This is a genomic window from Lacticaseibacillus hegangensis (assembly GCF_003946465.1).
GTDB classification, from domain to species: Bacteria; Bacillota; Bacilli; order Lactobacillales; family Lactobacillaceae; genus Lacticaseibacillus; species Lacticaseibacillus hegangensis.
This window is the reverse complement of sequence record NZ_RHOL01000006.1, coordinates 41,092-57,055: the sequence shown is the minus strand read 5'-3', so window position 1 is coordinate 57,055 and position 15,964 is coordinate 41,092. Positions and strand designations below refer to the sequence as shown.

Here is a 15,964-nt window from a genome sequence, read left to right as displayed (position 1 = left end):
GTGCGCGCCGGTTTTTCAATCAGCACCACTTACCTTATTTGATCGGCTGCCAGACCCAATCGCGGACTTCAGGCAGGTCCTCGCCGGTTTCGCGAATGTAATCGTAATGGTGCTGCAGCGTGTCATCCATCAGCTGGATAAAGTCGTCGCTGGCTTCAAGCCGCTGCGGCAGGTGTAAGACCACGTCCTTGGCCAGGTGGAACCGGTCGAGCTGGTTGATCACTCGCATGTCAAACGGCGTCGTGATCGCGCCTTCCTCGCGAAAACCGTGCGCGATCAGGTGGTGATTGTGGCGATCAAAGAAAATCGCGCGGATCAGGTCCTCATAGCCGTGGAAGGCAAACAGCACCGGCTTGTCTGGCGTGAAGTAAGCGTCAAATGTCTCATCATCCAGCGCCCGCGGATCGTCTTTCTTCAGTTTCAACAGGTCGACCACGTTGATGAAACGCATCTTGAGGCTAGGAAAATGCTGATGCAGCAGTTCGATGGCGGCCAGGCTCTCCAGGTTCGGCTCGGTGCCGGCAGCCGCGATCACGATGGCCGGCGCGACGCCATCGTCGTTGGACGCCCAGTCGATGCGCTTCAGGCCCTCGCGCGCCAGCACCGTCGCCTCTTCGATCGAGTAAAATTGCGGCCGCGGCTGCTTGGAGGTGATCAGCAGGTTGACCGTGTTTTCGCTGCTGAAAACCGCCGGCGAAATCGCCAGGAGCGAGTTGGCGTCCGCCGGCAGGTACTCGCGAATGTACTGGCCCTTTTTCTCAGCCAAGTGGGTCAAGACGCCGGGATCCATGTGCGTGTAGCCGTTATGGTCCTGCTGGAACGAGGTCGACGTCGACACGACGTTCAGGGACGGGTACGGCCGGTGCCACGGCTGCTCGGCGGCCTCGCGCAGCCACTTGAAGTACTGCGTCAGCATCGAGTCCACCACCCGCAAGAACGCCTCGTAAGACGTAAAAATGCCGTGACGCCCGGTCAGCGTGTAGCCTTCCAGAAAACCTTCCGCCTGGTGCTCGGACAGCTGCGAGTCAATGATCCGCCCGGCAGTCGCCATATCCTCGTCGTAGCCGCTGTGGGTGATCTGCTCCTCCCACTGGCGGCCGCTCGCGTCAAAAATGCCAAACAGCCGGTTGGACATTGTCTCGTCCGGCCCAAACACCCGGAAGTTGTGCGGGTTCAGTTTGATCAAATCGCGCAGGTAATCGGACCAAATCACCATGTCCTGGCGCACGTCTTGGCCGCGCTTGCCAATCGGCAGCGCGTACTGGCGATAATCCGGCAGCACCAGCGGCACCTTGCCGCCAACATTGGTGATTGGGTTGGCCGCCATGCGCTTGTTGCCCTTTGGCGTCAGCGCCTGCAGCTCGGGCTTCAGCGTGCCATGTTCATCGAACAGGTCCTCGGGGTGGTACGATTTGAGCCACTTGACCAAGGCATCGGCATGCGCCATGTGGTCGCGGGACACGGGAAGCGGGATCTGGTGGGCGCGGAACGACCCTTCGATCTTGTTGCCGTCCCATTCTTTCGGGCCGGTCCAGCCTTTTGGCGTGCGCAGGATCAACACCGGCCAGTGCGGCATGCCGGCATCGCCAGTGGCGCGAGCCTGGCGCTGAATCTTTCGGATTTTTTCGATCATCGTGTCCAGGGTCTTTGCCATGAGCGGATTGAGTGTTTTGGCGTCGTCACCTTCGACAAAGTATGGCTCCCAGCCCATCCCCGCGTAGTACTGGCGCAGGTCGTCATCGGACTTGCGCGCCAGGATCGTCGGGTTGGAGATCTTGTAGCCGTTCATGTCGACGATGGGCAGCACCGCACCGTCCGTGATCGGGTTGATGAACGTGTTGGAAAACCAGGACGCCGCCAGCGGCCCTGTCTCGCTTTCGCCGTCGCCGATCACCGTGGCTGCGATCACGTCGGGATTGTCGAGAATCGCCCCGGTCGCGTGGCTCAGCGAATAACCGAGCTCGCCGCCTTCGTGAATGGAGCCAGGAATCTGCGCGTTGGCGTGACTCGCCGCACCGCCCGGGAAGGAAAACTGTTTGAACAGCACCTGCATCCCCGCCTCGTCCTGGGTGATGTTGGGGTACGTTTCAGTGTACGTACCGTCCAGGTAGGCGTTCGACAGCATCACCTGCCCCCCGTGCCCTGGTCCTTCAATGTAAAACATGTTGAGGTCGTATTTTTGAATCAGGCGGTTGAGGTGCGTGTAGATAAAATTCTGCCCGGCAATCGTACCCCAGTGGCCGAGCGGGTTGAACTTCACGTCGCTGGCTTGCAGTGGGCGCTTGAGCAGCGGGTTAGCGCGCAGGTACAGCTGCCCGACTGACAAGTAGTTAGCCGCCTGCCAGTAGCGGGTCATGAGGTCAAAATAAGCTGGTGAATCGTAAGTCGTGGTCATCAAACTCCCCTGCTTTCTTAATGTGGTCGTGATCAATCAACCAGATTGTACGCCTGATTGCAGGTTGCGCCGAATGATTTGACTCACCTGCTTGCCGCGCTTAAAAACCCGTTCCCGCCCCAGAAAAAGGTGATAAACTGAGCATAGGAAGAGGCTTTTCATTAGGGGGCTTAAAAATGAAAACACCATGGTTTGATGGGGTCATCATTGCGATTGCAGTCCTGGCGCTGATTGCGCTGATCACGATTGGGGAAATTCTGCCGGCCATCGCCGTCTTGGTCTTGATGGGCGTCGCTGTGGCCGTCGACCGCCAGCAGCCGCACGGCCGGTTAAGGTTTTAAGCTTAACTGCAAAATAAAAACAGATCAGCCATCGTTCGTCAACAAACGTGTCGAACGACGCCTGATCTGTTTTTTTATGCTTGGCCTTGGGGCAGCCGGTCCTGCACGTCGCGCACGATCATCAGCTCTTCATTGGTTGGGATGACCAGCGTCTGCACGGTGGCGTCCGCTGCGGAGACATTGGCTTCCTTGCCCCGCACCTGATTTTTCTCGGCGTCAATGGTTGCGCCAAGAAACTGCAGGTGCGCCATGATGCGCGCGCGCATGTCGCCGGCATTTTCGCCGACGCCGGCGGTGAAGACCAGCACGTCGACGCCGTTCATCAGTGCCGCGTAACTGCCAACGTACTTGGCGACGCGGTTGGCGTAGATGTCCAGCGCGAGCTTCGCCAAGGGATCCTCATCCTCGATGGCCTCGAGGTCGCGCTGGTCCGCGGACAGCTCGGAAATACCAAGCAGGCCGGAGCGCTGATTCAGCATCGTGATGATGTCGTCAAAATTGGTGATCTTCAGCTTGCGCATCAGGTACTGCAGCAGCGACGGATCGATGTCGCCGCTGCGTGTGCCCATGGTGACGCCGGCCACCGGGGTGAAGCCCATCGAGGTGTCGACGGACTGACCATTTTGCACGGCGGTGACGCTGGAGCCTGAACCCAGGTGCATCACCACCATTTTCAACTGATCCAGCGGCCGGCCCAGGAACTCGGCGGCGCGCTGCGAGACGTAGCGCACGCTGGTGCCGTGGGCCCCGTACTTGCGGGCGCCGTACTTTTCGTAATACTGGTGCGGAATGCTGTAGAGAAAATTTTCCGCCGGCATCGTCTGGTGAAACGCGGTGTCAAACACCGCCACCTGCGTCGCCCATGGCATCATTTTGCAAAAAACGTCGATGTATTCGGCCTCGACCGGGTTGTGCAGCGGTGCGTAGTCCTTCAGGTCGCGAATGTCCTGCAGCACCTGCGGGTCGATCACGACAGATTCGCTGAACTCCTCACCGCCGGCAACGACGCGGTGCCCGACGCCGACGATTTCGTGCAGGTGTTCGACCAGGCCGAGGTCCTTGAGCTCGGTCATGACGTCGGCCACGGCCTCGTGGTAGTTGCGAATCGCGTGCCCGGAGCGGTAAACCTGGTCGCCATACTTGATTTTGACGCTGGACTCCGCCTGGCCAAGGCGATCGATCAACCCATCGGCCAGCATTTGCTCTGTCGGCATCTCAAACAATTTCCACTTCAACGTTGAACTGCCTGCGTTGACTGCGAGTATTTTGACCATGTTCTCAGCTCCTATCTATTGTGTGCGTTTACATTGTAGCCTATTTCTCCGGTTTCTGCTCGGGGTCGTGCTGGCGGTGCCATTCCTTGATCTGGGCCAGGCGCGCCTTCACCCTGGCCTCGCTGCCTTGCTCAGTCGGGTGGTAATACTGTTTACCCTTTAAATTATCCGGCATTGTCTGCATCGTGGTCAACTTATCCGGGTTGTCGTGCGCGTACTGGTAGTTCTTGCCGTAGCCGAGGTCCTGCATCAGGTCGGTGACGCCGTTTCTGATTTGCAGCGGCACCGGCTCCGCCAGCGTTTCCGTCGCGTCCTTTTTCGCCGCTTCGTATGCGGTGTACAAGGCGTTGCTCTTCGGCGCCAGGCTCAGGTAAACGACGGCGTGGGTCAGGTGGACAGAGCACTCCGGCATCCCGATGAACTGGCACGCCTGAAAGACGCTGGTGCAGATCTCCAGCGCCCGCGAGTCCGCCATGCCGATGTCCTCAGAGGCAAACCGCACCAGGCGCCGCGCAATGTACAGCGGATCCTCGCCGGCTTCCAGCATGCGTGCCAGCCAGTAAACGGCCGCGTCGACATCGGAGTTGCGCATCGACTTGTGCAGCGCCGAAATCAGATTGTAGTGTTCCTCGCCATTTTTGTCGTAAAGCAGAGCTTTTTTCGTCAGCAACTGTGACACGGCGGCCTTGGTCACTGTGATGCCCTTGCCCGAGTCGGTTTCGGCGTTGGTGACGGCCATTTCCAGAGTATTGAGCGCGATGCGCGCATCTCCGTTAGCAAAATCGGCGATCATCCCCAGCAGCTCCGGCGCAATTTTCACCTGCTCCAGGCCATAGCCGCGCGGATCCTTCAACGCCCGGTTCAGCAGCTCGATGATGTCATCTTGGGTCAGCTGCTTGAGCACGAACACCCGGGTGCGCGACAGCAGCGCGGCGTTGACCTCAAACGACGGGTTCTCGGTGGTTGCGCCGATCAGCGTGATCGACCCGCGCTCAACGTACGGCAAAAAGGCGTCCTGCTGCGCCTTGTTGAAACGGTGAATTTCATCGACAAACACGATGGTCTTCTGGCCGAGCGAGCGGTTCTGCTCGGCCTCTTCCATCACCTGCTTGATTTCCTTAATGCCGGCCGTAACCGCGGAAAATGTCACGAACTGGGCCTTGGTTTGGCGGGCAATGATCTGCGCCAGGGTCGTTTTGCCGACACCGGGCGGACCCCAGAAAATCATCGAGGGAATTTCGTCATTTTCGATCAGCTTGGCGAGCACCTTATCTTTGCCGATGAGATGCTTTTGGCCGGCGAACTCAGCAAGGGTCGTCGGCCGCATGCGGCTGGCCAGCGGCTGCGTCTGCGCCGGATTTTGATCAAATAGAGACGGCATCGTGCCACCTTCTTTCAGCTTCATCATACCATTGCAATCTGGTATGCTACACTTGAAAGCAAGATGCGAAAGGTGAATGTCTGCCTAGTCGCGCTTCGGGCTCGCAACGCCTGAATGCCTAGCTGCTTCGCATGTCACCCTGTACCTCGCGATGCTCTAACAGGCTGATCAACGCCCTGCACGGCGCTCGCCAGCGAGCACCGCACAGAGCTAGGCTTGTCATCAGGCTAATACGGCGAGCCCTTCGCAGCCTTTACAAAGGAGTGACCAAAATGGCCGATGCCAATGACCAAACTTTTCCTAGCGGTGAGTTCACCGCTTTTTCAACGGCCAAGATGACCTACTTCATGCTGGTGCGGCCGGATCTAACGCGCGCCGACATTGAGGCCTTTTTCGGTGATGACGCCCGTTATGTCGCGCTGACCAAGGTGCCCAGCGTCGAGTTGCACCTGCCGCAAACCGAGGCCCAGATCGCGGTGCCCGGCAACCTGATCGCCCGCTTCGCCAACGGCAAGTATAAGGTGATCACAAAGGAGTACTATGAGCAGAATTTCAACGAACCGATCGCAGACGCGAACGGTCAAGGTATTCATTAAGGAGACGGCATGGCCAAGTTTGAAAAGTATCACCCACTGCTGTCAGTCCACTACCAGCTGGACTGGCTGACATTGTTTAAGTTAAAAGACGTCGCCCGGCTGCGGGCCGATAAGACCCAGGCGGCGCTGTCCGGCCGTGAGCGCGACCAGTCCGTTGAGGACACCGCCCGCTACGTCAATCACACGATGCGCTTGGTCATGAGCGATCAAGCCCTGCTTTACGGCATCGGCGACCGCGAAACCAACGAGTTCCTCGGCAGCATTTGCCTGTGGCGTTTTGACCAAGGCATGACTGAAGCGCAGATGCGCTTTGAGCAGCTGCCTGAAGCCGCGCCGGAAGTCATGCAGGAAATCATTCCCCGCGTGGCCGGGTTCGCCTTTTTCGAGCTTGGGCTGAAGAAGCTCTACACGGTGTTACCCGAAACCGCCGAGTCAGCGGTCGACCTGCTGGCCGGCTTCGGGTTCGCCAGTGCGCCCGCTCACCACACGCGGACCATGCCGAACGGCGAAAAGGTTCCACTGCTGAAGCTCACGCTGACCCGCGGGCAGGTCGCTGACGAGCCGGCGTTTCATTTTTAAATATCGGACCCGACTGCGTTAACGCCCTTAGTCGGTTGCCGCTTCCGCTTTAGAATCAGCCATGATATAATAAAGGCAGCAAAAAGGGACGCCCTGCAAGACGTCCCCCGCAGAATCGTTCGTTGAACGGTGGTAACTGAACGCAACTGAAGGCCGCGATTCCTAACCAGAGTTCACGCGGCCTTTAGTTTGCTATTTTTTTCGGCCGCGGCCGAATTCTTCCATCAACAATCGCCAGGCGATAACTAACATCGTGATCACTTGGATCAATGATATCAGCTTGCCGATGAAAGTAATGATCCACGTCATGACGTCGATCAAAAGCAAACTCGTACCTCCTCTCTAATAGAAATCAAGGTTATGAACCTTAAGCTCATAAGCCTCACCTTCTTTCGAATGCGAGATACCACCGCTCTAAACGCTTCTGCTTTTGTTATTATATCGGTTAAAGGCTTAACTGCCTAGTCGTCTGTATACGTCCTCATCATATTGATGGAAACCCATCACCATGCTCTCACTCAGAACGCAAAAGTCACCGGTCTTCAGGCAAATAGCTGAAGGCCGGTGACTTTTTTAGTTATTAGTTTTTGTTATAAAATACGTCCTGCACGGCGCCGATAATGCCCAATTTGGCGTGGGCATAAGTCAGGCCGCCCTGCATGTACAGGGTGTATGGCGGGCGCAGCGGGCCATCGGCGGAAAATTCAATGGTCGAGCCGTCGACAAACGACCCGTCGGCCATGATGACCTTGTCTTCGTAGCCTGCGGTGGCTTCGGGAATTGGGGTCACGAAGGAATCAATCGGCGAATTGTGCTGAATCGCCTTCGTGAAGCGGATCATGTCGTCGGGATTGCCGAAGTTGACCGTTTGAATCAAATCGGTGCGCGGCGCGTCCCAGGCCGGGTTGACGGTCAGGCCCATTTTGGCCAACAGCGCGGCTTCAAAAATCGCCCCTTTGATGGCATTGCCGGTGACGGATGGGGCCTGGAAGAAGCCCTGCAGCATTTCGTCCAAAACGCCGAACGTTGCGCCTTCTGCCCCGCCGAGACCCGGCACGGTGAAGCGGTACGACACCCGCTCAACCAGGTCCTTACGCCCGACGATGTAGCCGCCGGTTTTGAGCATGCCGCCGCCACCATTTTTGAACAGCGAGCCGGCCATGATGTCAGCGCCGACGTCCAGTGGCTCCCGCGTCTCGGAAAATTCGCCGTACGCGTTGTCGACAAAAATCCAGACGTCAGGCATTACGCTCCGCACCGCCTTGATCATTTCGGCGATTTTCGCGATCGTGAAGGAATCGCGGGTCGCATAGCCACACGAGCGCTGAATCGCGACAACCTTGGGGTGGTCCTGGTTCAGGCGCGCCTTCACCGCCTCGAGGTCCACGTCGCCGCTATCGGGCAGCGGCACGTAATCAGCCTTGATCCCGTATTCCTTGGGACTGCCGATCGCGTTGCCGGCCATGCCCAGCACTTCCTGCAGCGTGTCGTAAGGCTCACCGGTGATGTAAAGGATCTCATCACCAGGGCGCACCAGGCCCAACAGGCCGACGCCAATGGCATGCGTGCCGGATACAAACTGCGGCCGCACCAGCGCGTCTTCGCCGCCAAGCACCTGGGCGTAAATGGCTTCGAGCTTGTCGCGGCCTTCGTCATTTTGGCCGTAGCCGGTCGAGCCCGCCAGGTCACTGGACGCAACGTGGTTGTCGCGGAACGCCTTCAGGACCTTCGCCTGGTTTTCCAAGATCTGGTCGTCGATTGCCGCAAGCCGCGGCGCAATTTCTTGGTCGACCTCGGCCACTTTTTGAATCAGTTCTGGATCAAAATCATCTTTCCAACTCATTTGCTTCTCCTTGTGTCTTGCAAAAATTACCAGCCAGCCCCTGCACTTGGCGGGGCGCCGCCATTTTCAAACTGTGTCATGTGATCACCTCTTCCAGTATACGAGAGGAAGCGGCGCGGTGCACGGAAAGTCTGGAAGGTGGGGGCAATAATCGGGCTCCGAACTGGCAACGCCCGAGCATCTAGCAGCTACGCATGTCAGCCTGTAGCTCGCTCGCGAAACAGGCTGATCAACGCTGAGGGCCTCGGCGCCAAAGCTCAGCGCCAATGCCCTCAGCTAGGCTAGCTGTCGGGCTAAAACCGCCAGTCCTGTGCACCTTAAAAAAAGCCGCCGGTTGGGGGGCCGGCGGCAGTACTTGGGGAACGTGATCACGCTAGGGGACGCGTCACGCACATCACTTGGGAGGAGTGAAAGAAGAGTCTGGAGTGAGAAGCAACTTGCTTCTACGCTTATAAGATTACCGGGGCCGGGTGAAGATTTTGTGCCCGCAATGTGGCCCTTTCGTCCCTTTTTCTTGGCGGTTTAAAGAATCGCCATGAAGACGAAATCGAGGATGAAGCCGGCCGTGACCACCCACAGCACCGGATGCACATCCTTGGCCTTACCGGTGATCAGCTTGATCAGGCAGTAGAAAATGAACCCGGCCGCGATGCCGTAAGAAATGTTGTAAACCAGCGCCATCACGATCGACGCCATGAACGCTGGCACGGCCTCTGCCAGGTTGGACCAGTCGATCTCCTTGAAGCTGGACATCATCATGACCCCGACCAGAATCAAGGCCGGCGCCACGGCTTCACTCGGCACAACCGCGATAATCGGCGAAAGCAGCGAGCTCAGCGCAAAGCAGGCCGCTACGACCACAGCTGTCAGCCCTGTGCGTCCGCCGGCCCCGATGCCAGCGGCACTTTCAACAAACACGGTGACGTTCGAGGTGCCGAAAATCGAGCCGACCCCTGTGGCAATCGCGTCGGAGAACAGCGCGCGGTCCATTTTGGATGAGAACCCCGAGCCTCGGTTCATGTTGGCCATGTCCTCATCGGAGAAGATGCCGGTGCGGCGGCCGGTGCCGATGAAGGTGCCCAGCGTGTCAAAAATATCGGAGAAGCTGAACGAGAAAATCGTCATCACTGACAGCAGAATGTGGTGCGTGTCCGTGAACAGGCTGCCGAACCCTTTGCTGGAAAACGCCGCCCCGAACGTCGTCCCCAGCTGGCTGATCGCCTCGCCCAGCGAGTTGCCGGCGGCCAGGTGCAGGTTCGTGACGCCGAATGGAATCCCGATCAAGGTAGTGGCGACAATGCCGATCAGCACCGCGCCTGGCACCTTTTTCACGACGAGCACCGCCATCAGCAAAAGTCCGATCAGCGCAACGATGGCCCCGGGCTGGGTGAAGTTGACGAGCGCCGGTGTGATGCCGCTGCCGCCGGTGACGACGCTGGACACACCGTGGGTAAAGCTGCCGCTTGCGGCCTTACCGTTGACACTGAGCAAACCGCTAGCGCTGCTGGTAAACTGCAGAAAACCCGCATTTTTCAGCCCGATGTAAGCGACGAAAATGCCGATGCCACCGCCGATCGCGTGCTGCAGCACCGTCGGGATCGCGGTGATGATGAGCTTGCGAATCTTGGTCACGGTGATCAAAATGTTGATCACCCCACACAGGAACACCAGCGCAAGCGCCTCTTGCCAGGTGAAGCCCAGCCCGGCAACGACGGTGTAGGTGAAGAACGCCTGCAGCCCCAGGCCCGGGGCCAGCGCATAAGGCACATTGGCGAAGAGTCCCATGACCAGGGTTCCGGCAACGCTGGCGACGATCGTGGCCAGAAAGACCGCCTGACTCGGCATCCCCGTCAGCGACAGCGTGGCCGGCGCGACGAACAGGATGTACGACATTGCGAAGAACGTTGTCAGCCCTGCCAAGATTTCCGTACGGACAGTGGTGCCGTTTTCCTTCAGCTGAAAAAAGTGTCCCATGATTCGCTCCCTCGAATGATTTAATGTCTTTCACAATATGCGTTTTTTTCATGAAATTCAACCAGAAAATGGGCTGTTTTTCATGAAAACGTATTTAATGTTCGGGTTTAGCAAAAAAGACGACGGTCAGGCTTTTGCCCGACCGCCGTCTTTGAGAGTGTTCATTCAGTTAAAGGACCGCGAGCACCACGAAGTTCAGGATGAACCCGATGGTGACAATGCCGAGGATCGGATGGATCTCCTTGGCCTTGCCCTGAATCAGCTTGATCAGGCAGTAGAAGATGAAGCCGGCCGCGATGCCGTAGGAGATGTTGTAAATCAGGCCCATGACGATCGACGCCATGAACGCCGGCACGGCCTCGGCCAGGTCGGACCAGTCAATCTCCTTAAAGCTGGAGACCATCATGACCCCAACCAGGATCAGCGCTGGCGCAACGGCCTGCGTCGGCACGACCGAGATCAGCGGCGCGAACACCGCCGAAAGCAGGAAGCACAGCGCGGTGACCACGGAGGTCAGACCGGTGCGACCACCAGCGCCGATACCAGCGGCGCTTTCCACGTAGGTCGTGGTGTTGGACGTGCCGAAGATGGCGCCGATCGACGTGGCGATGGAATCGGCGAACAGCGCCTTGTCCATTTTGGACGCGAAGCCCGAGCCGTGTTCCATTTCATCGATGTCTTTGTCAGAGAAAATACCCGTGCGGCGGCCGGTGCCAATGAAGGTTCCCAGCGTGTCGAAGGTATCAGAGAAGCTGAAGGCGAAAATCGTCATCAGCGTCAGCAGGATCTGCTTGGCGCTGGTGAACAGGCTGCCCATCCCCTTGCTGGAAAACGCCGCGCCGAACGTGGTGCCCAGGGCGCTGAAGGAGCTGCCGAGGCTGTTGGCCGACGAGAACGACAGGTCAGTCACGCCCAGCGGAATGCCGATCAGGGTGGTGACGATGATGCCGATCAGGACCGCGCCCGGCACTTTTTTGACGACCAGGATAGTCATCAGGACCAGGCCGATGAGGGCCAGGCCGGCACCTGAGCTGGTGAAGTTGACCAGCGCCGGCACAATGCCGCCGCCTGAAACCACGCCGGTGACGCCCTTGATCGTCTTGGTGGCGCTGTAAGCGGCGTTGTTGATGGACAGGATGTTAGAGGAATCAGAGGTGAATTGCAGGAAGCCGGCGTTCTTCAGGCCGATGTAGGCGATGAAGACCCCGATTCCCCCGCCGATCGCGTGCTGCATGACTTCTGGGATCGCCATGATGATCATCTTGCGGACCTTCGTCACGGTAATGGTGATGTTGATCAGGCCGCAGATGAAAACTAGCGCGAGCGCCTGCTGCCAGGTGTAGCCCAGGGCGAAGACGACGGTGTAGGTGAAGAAGGCGTTCAGCCCCATCCCTGGCGCCAAGGCGTAAGGCACATTGGCGAACAGCCCCATGAACAGTGTCCCCACCGCACTGGCGATGATGGTGGCCAGGAACACCGCTTGGTACGGCATCCCGGTTTGCGACAGGACCTGCGGGTTAACGAAAAGAATGTACGACATCGCAAAGAATGTCGTTAAACCCGCCATGATTTCGGTAGAAACACGTGTATTGTTCTGCTTTAGCTTAAAGAAGTTCTCCATTTTTCTCTCCTCGTTCGCTTTTATGGGTAAAGCATACCGCGAGAAAATTTGGATTTCAAGTCTAAAGGCAAACATTACTAGGTGTTTTTTAAATCATTGTTCATATATTATCCGGTTAATAACAAATATTGGGGGATTTTTCCTTGGGACAATCGGCTTTTTCATCTATTTTGAGGAAATAAAAAACCGCGAGCAATCGCGGCTTCATTCGTTTATTTAATCATGATCTCGTCCGGCGCTTCGCCTTTCGTTAAGAACCTGACCAGGTTCGCCAGCGAGAAGTTGACCATGTTCTCGACTGCTGTTTCGGTGTGATACGCGACATGCGGCGTGAGCAAAACGTTAGGCAGCTGCGCCAGCTCTTCCCACTGCGGGTCGGTGAACTTGCCCGTCTGTTCATAGCGCAGCAGCGCCGGTGATTCATGCTCATAGGTGTCGATCCCTGCCCCGCCAAGGTGGCCGGCGCGCAGATGCTTCAGCAGCGCGGTCGTGTCAACCAGGTTGCCGCGCGCCGTGTTGATCAGTACCGCGTTTTGTTTCATCAGAGTCAGCGCGGCGTCATCAATCAGGTGATCATTCGCCGGAATGCCTGGTACATGCAAGTCGACCACGTCTGATTCAGCGAGTAACTGCTTCAAGCTGACATAGGTCGCGCGGGGTTCAGGGTGCCCAGGATGCGGGTCATACGCGAGCACGTTTGCGCCAAAACCGGCGAACAGGCGAATGGCGGCCTGCCCGATCCGGCCGGCCCCAACCACGCCGACCGTGCTTTGACCAAGTTCCCGACCCAGGAAACTTGCCGCCTGATTCCAGTGACCGGCTGCAAGTGGCGCCCGTGTTTCGCCGAGGCGACGCAACAGGTAAAGCGTCATGGTCACCGCAAACTCCGCGATGGCACTCGGCGAATACGCCGGCACGTTGGCGATGCGGATTTTATTCTGCTTGGCGGCGGCCAAATCGAGGTTATCCAGCCCCACGTTGCGAATGGTCAGAAAATGGATCCCAAACTCCGCCAGCTGGGCGAACACCGCCGCGGAATACGGCGTCGTCTGTAGGCAGTTGACCCCGTCAAAACCCCTGGCCCAAGCCACGGTTTTCTCGTCGAGCAGTTCTGAGTGCAGCGATAGCGGCTGGTCATGGGTCTTCTGCCAGGCCTCAAAGTAGGCAAGTTCGTCTGGCTTGACCCCGTACACGATAATTTTCACGAAGGGCGCGCTCCTTTTAACTTTTTCCTCAGTATACAGGGCGCGGCCGGGGTTTGGCCACTGTTGCCGGCCGTGTAAAGCTTAAAATTAAGTGAAAGCGGTTACTTCCCTGTTAATCTCTAAATTAGCTGTGATACACTTAAGGTTCTAAAACTATCGGGAGGTTTTATACCTATGAAAATTGTCGTATTAGCCGGCGGCCGGAGCACCGAGCGCAACGTCTCGATCTCCAGCGGCTACCGACTGACCAACGCGCTGCGTGACAAGAGCCACGAAGCCACGTTCATCGACCTGTTCCTCGGCTACGACCTGAAAGGCCAGCCGGCTTCATCCGTGTTCGAAGACGCCAACACATCCAAGGACCTGAACATCTCGGATGCGATCTTGACCGATGAAGACATCAATGCGCTGCGTCCCGGCGACGACACAACGCTGTTTGGCCCCAACGTGCTCGACATTTGCAAGGCAGCCGACATCGTCTTCCTCGGCCTTCACGGCGGCGACGGCGAAAACGGCAAGGTCCAGGCCGTCCTCGACCTGAACAACATCAAGTACACCGGCAGCGGCTCCACTGCGTCTGGCATCACCATGAACAAGGTCTACTCCAAGGAGATCATGCTGTACCACAGTATTAAGACCGCGGCGTTCGTCGAGATCACCCGCGACCAGGGACCAAAAGGGCACAAGCTCCCGTTTGCCTACCCGGTCGTGCTCAAGCCAACTTCGGGTGGTTCCTCTGTCGGCACCCACATCGTGCACAACGATGAGGAGCTCGAAAGCGGCCTCGTGGACGTTTTCCGCTTCGATAATTCGGCCATCGTCGAGGACTTCATTGAGGGCCGCGAGTTCTCGCTGGGCGTCGTCAACGGCCACGCGTTTCCGGCCATTGAGATCAAAGTCCACGACGGCTGGTACGACTTTGAACACAAGTTTCAGCCTGGCCACACCGACTTCATCACCCCGCCGCACGACCTCGATCCCGCGGTCCACGATGAAATGAAGCGGGTGGCGATTCAAACCATGAAGGTCCTGGGCATGCAAAACTACGGCCGCGTCGACTTCTTCGCCAACGACTTTGGCGTTTGGGTCATCGAAGCCAACAACCTGCCGGGCATGACGCCGCTGTCCCTCCTGCCGCAAGAAGCAGAGGCGGAAGGCGTGGCCTACCCTGACCTGGTCGAAAGCATCGTCAAGGGCAAGCTCAAGATCTACGAGGACGGGATGAATAACTAACAGACTGCGAAGCGAGGCGCACTTAGCCCGACGGGTAGCCTAGCATAAGGCCTTGCCGGCGTCGTTTGCCGGTGAGGCCTTATGCGTAGCTAACCGCTCGGGCGTCGCCTCGCTGAGCGCAACTACTAGGCTGTGAAGGCTCGGGCGTTGCGAACCCGGAGCGCGACTAAAGGCTGCGAAGCCGTCTTGCGTCATGTCTACTGCCTTGTTGTCAGAACTCAACAGCAGCCATGATAAACTATGGTTATCGAGGATCTTTTTCCATCTTTAGCACGAATGCCGCCCCCTTTGGTGGAAGGGAGCGGCATTTTTATCACTACGGCGTTATCGGCCATAGCGCGTGGGTAAGATGGCACCCCCATTTGTAGGCTAGTTGCCTAGCATTGAAATTATGTCCTCTGACCTTATTGCCCTATAAATGAGAACCATTTGACACGCCCGCTAAAACTTGAGATACTACTTTCGGTGCCAAACCACGATCCGGGTACTCGGTCGGCGCGAGAGCGTTCAGAAGGCTGACGCACCGGATCACTGAGACCACGATGAGAATCGTGGCCTTTTTTGTTTGATCAGGTAAAAAAGTCGCAAAAATCCCCCGTTCGATTAAAATGTGGCCTGTTTCTCTCATACTCTCTTATCTTGCTTTCATTATCAACATATTCATTGCCGAAGTGGTCTATACTTTTCCTCGGACTTTTTTCACAAAGGAGAGAGAAAATGAAGAAGAGTATGCGTTTATTGTTGGCACTGTTGACGGGGGTGCTGCTGGTTGTTGGCCTCAGCGGCTGCAAGAGCAATGATTTGAGCCTCAGCCTGACCAAGACCACCGTCAACTCGGATGATTCCGGTAACGCCACGGCTAAGGGCACGGTCAAAGGCGACGGCGTCCTGTACGTCAACGGCCAAAAGGCCACCAGCCAGCCGAAAAACGGTAAGTTCAGCAGTGATTTTATGGTGAACAAGGCCTACCAGGACAACAAAGTCACCGTGAAATACGAAGACAGCAAGGCTAAGAAGTCGGTTTCCAAGAAGCTGACAGTCAAGGCCAACGCTACTGCCAAGAAGATCCACGCCAAGGAGCAAAAGCACACCGACGAGGTCAATAATACCTGGAACCAGCTGAAAGATAGCGACAGCAGTACCGCCTCCAAATAAATGCAGCCTTTTACCGACTGATGTCCTTCCAGTTAACGCTGGGAGGGCATTTTTGCACCCTTGATGCTGATTCAGTCCCGCGTGGTATAAACTGAGAAAAATCAAGTCAATCAAGGAGGCGAAATGGATGATACTTAACATCCTAATCGTAGTCTATGCAGCACTCACCATCTTTGCCGTCATCGCTGACTGGTAACCCACTGTACTGGTAAACTGGGTCAGCTTAGCCGCGGCGATTTGTCTGCTACTTGGTCTTCGATGGCATTGGGCGATCCCAGTCGCTATCGTTCTGCTACTGGCTGCGGCGATTGCTCAAGGCTATCAGCGCTACGGCCACATCCACTGGTCCCATTTGGCCGTGCGCCTG

Annotated in this window: 13 protein-coding genes; 5 read left to right on the top strand and 8 right to left on the bottom strand. The window is 57.2% G+C overall.

Annotated features, from left to right (window positions below):
- Positions 1-34: 34 nt before the first annotated feature.
- On the bottom strand, positions 35-2,395 hold the full coding sequence (locus EKM86_RS02520) for a phosphoketolase family protein (RefSeq protein WP_125754945.1): 2,361 nt from the start codon (positions 2,393-2,395) through the stop codon (positions 35-37).
- A 176-nt stretch (positions 2,396-2,571) separates the two neighbouring features.
- Between EKM86_RS02520 and EKM86_RS12315 the strand changes: the two genes are divergently transcribed.
- Positions 2,572-2,736: a hypothetical protein gene (locus EKM86_RS12315; RefSeq protein WP_164506139.1), complete on the top strand. Its 165-nt coding sequence runs from the start codon at positions 2,572-2,574 to the stop codon at positions 2,734-2,736.
- 74 nt (positions 2,737-2,810) lie between these two features.
- Here the strand turns inward: EKM86_RS12315 and EKM86_RS02515 are convergent, their stop codons facing one another.
- Together EKM86_RS02515 and EKM86_RS02510 are read right to left on the bottom strand one after the other, a co-directional pair.
- Positions 2,811-4,010, bottom strand: a complete 1,200-nt coding sequence (locus EKM86_RS02515) for an acetate/propionate family kinase (protein WP_125754944.1) — start codon at positions 4,008-4,010, stop codon at positions 2,811-2,813.
- A 40-nt stretch (positions 4,011-4,050) separates the two neighbouring features.
- Positions 4,051-5,391, bottom strand: coding sequence for a replication-associated recombination protein A (locus EKM86_RS02510; protein WP_125754943.1), 1,341 nt, complete (start codon positions 5,389-5,391; stop codon positions 4,051-4,053).
- Between the two features lie 272 nt (positions 5,392-5,663).
- Here EKM86_RS02510 and EKM86_RS02505 point away from each other — a divergent pair, with 272 nt between their 5' ends.
- Both EKM86_RS02505 and EKM86_RS02500 read left to right on the top strand, forming a co-directional pair.
- Positions 5,664-5,987 carry a hypothetical protein gene (locus EKM86_RS02505; protein ID WP_125754942.1) on the top strand — a complete coding sequence of 108 codons (324 nt, stop codon included), beginning with the start codon at positions 5,664-5,666 and terminating at the stop codon, positions 5,985-5,987.
- A 9-nt stretch (positions 5,988-5,996) separates the two neighbouring features.
- The gene (locus EKM86_RS02500; protein ID WP_125754941.1) at positions 5,997-6,566 is read left to right on the top strand and encodes a GNAT family N-acetyltransferase; all 570 of its coding nucleotides are present in this window, start codon (positions 5,997-5,999) and stop codon (positions 6,564-6,566) included.
- Between the two features lie 192 nt (positions 6,567-6,758).
- Here the strand turns inward: EKM86_RS02500 and EKM86_RS12550 are convergent, their stop codons facing one another.
- The 5 genes from EKM86_RS12550 to EKM86_RS02480 all read right to left on the bottom strand — a co-directional run bounded on the left by EKM86_RS12550 (position 6,759) and on the right by EKM86_RS02480 (position 13,209).
- Complete coding sequence (locus EKM86_RS12550) at positions 6,759-6,893, bottom strand: hypothetical protein (RefSeq protein ID WP_263853471.1); 135 nt, start codon at positions 6,891-6,893, stop codon at positions 6,759-6,761.
- A 253-nt stretch (positions 6,894-7,146) separates the two neighbouring features.
- Positions 7,147-8,409 (bottom strand): methionine gamma-lyase family protein, encoded by a 1,263-nt coding sequence (locus EKM86_RS02495; RefSeq protein ID WP_125754940.1) that lies wholly within the window; start codon positions 8,407-8,409, stop codon positions 7,147-7,149.
- A gap of 522 nt (positions 8,410-8,931) precedes the next feature.
- A complete protein-coding gene (locus EKM86_RS02490; RefSeq protein WP_125754939.1) occupies positions 8,932-10,383 on the bottom strand; it encodes an NCS2 family permease in 1,452 nt (483 codons plus the stop codon).
- A gap of 169 nt (positions 10,384-10,552) precedes the next feature.
- Positions 10,553-12,004, bottom strand: a complete 1,452-nt coding sequence (locus tag EKM86_RS02485) for an NCS2 family permease (protein ID WP_125754938.1) — start codon at positions 12,002-12,004, stop codon at positions 10,553-10,555.
- Positions 12,005-12,216: 212 nt separating this feature from the next.
- On the bottom strand, positions 12,217-13,209 hold the full coding sequence (locus tag EKM86_RS02480; RefSeq protein WP_125754937.1) for a D-2-hydroxyacid dehydrogenase: 993 nt from the start codon (positions 13,207-13,209) through the stop codon (positions 12,217-12,219).
- A gap of 174 nt (positions 13,210-13,383) precedes the next feature.
- Between EKM86_RS02480 and EKM86_RS02475 the strand changes: the two genes are divergently transcribed.
- Positions 13,384-14,442: a D-alanine--D-alanine ligase family protein gene (locus tag EKM86_RS02475; RefSeq protein ID WP_125754936.1), complete on the top strand. Its 1,059-nt coding sequence runs from the start codon at positions 13,384-13,386 to the stop codon at positions 14,440-14,442.
- Between the two features lie 717 nt (positions 14,443-15,159).
- A complete protein-coding gene (locus EKM86_RS02470) occupies positions 15,160-15,597 on the top strand; it encodes a hypothetical protein (protein WP_125754935.1) in 438 nt (145 codons plus the stop codon).
- Positions 15,598-15,964 lie beyond the last annotated feature (367 nt).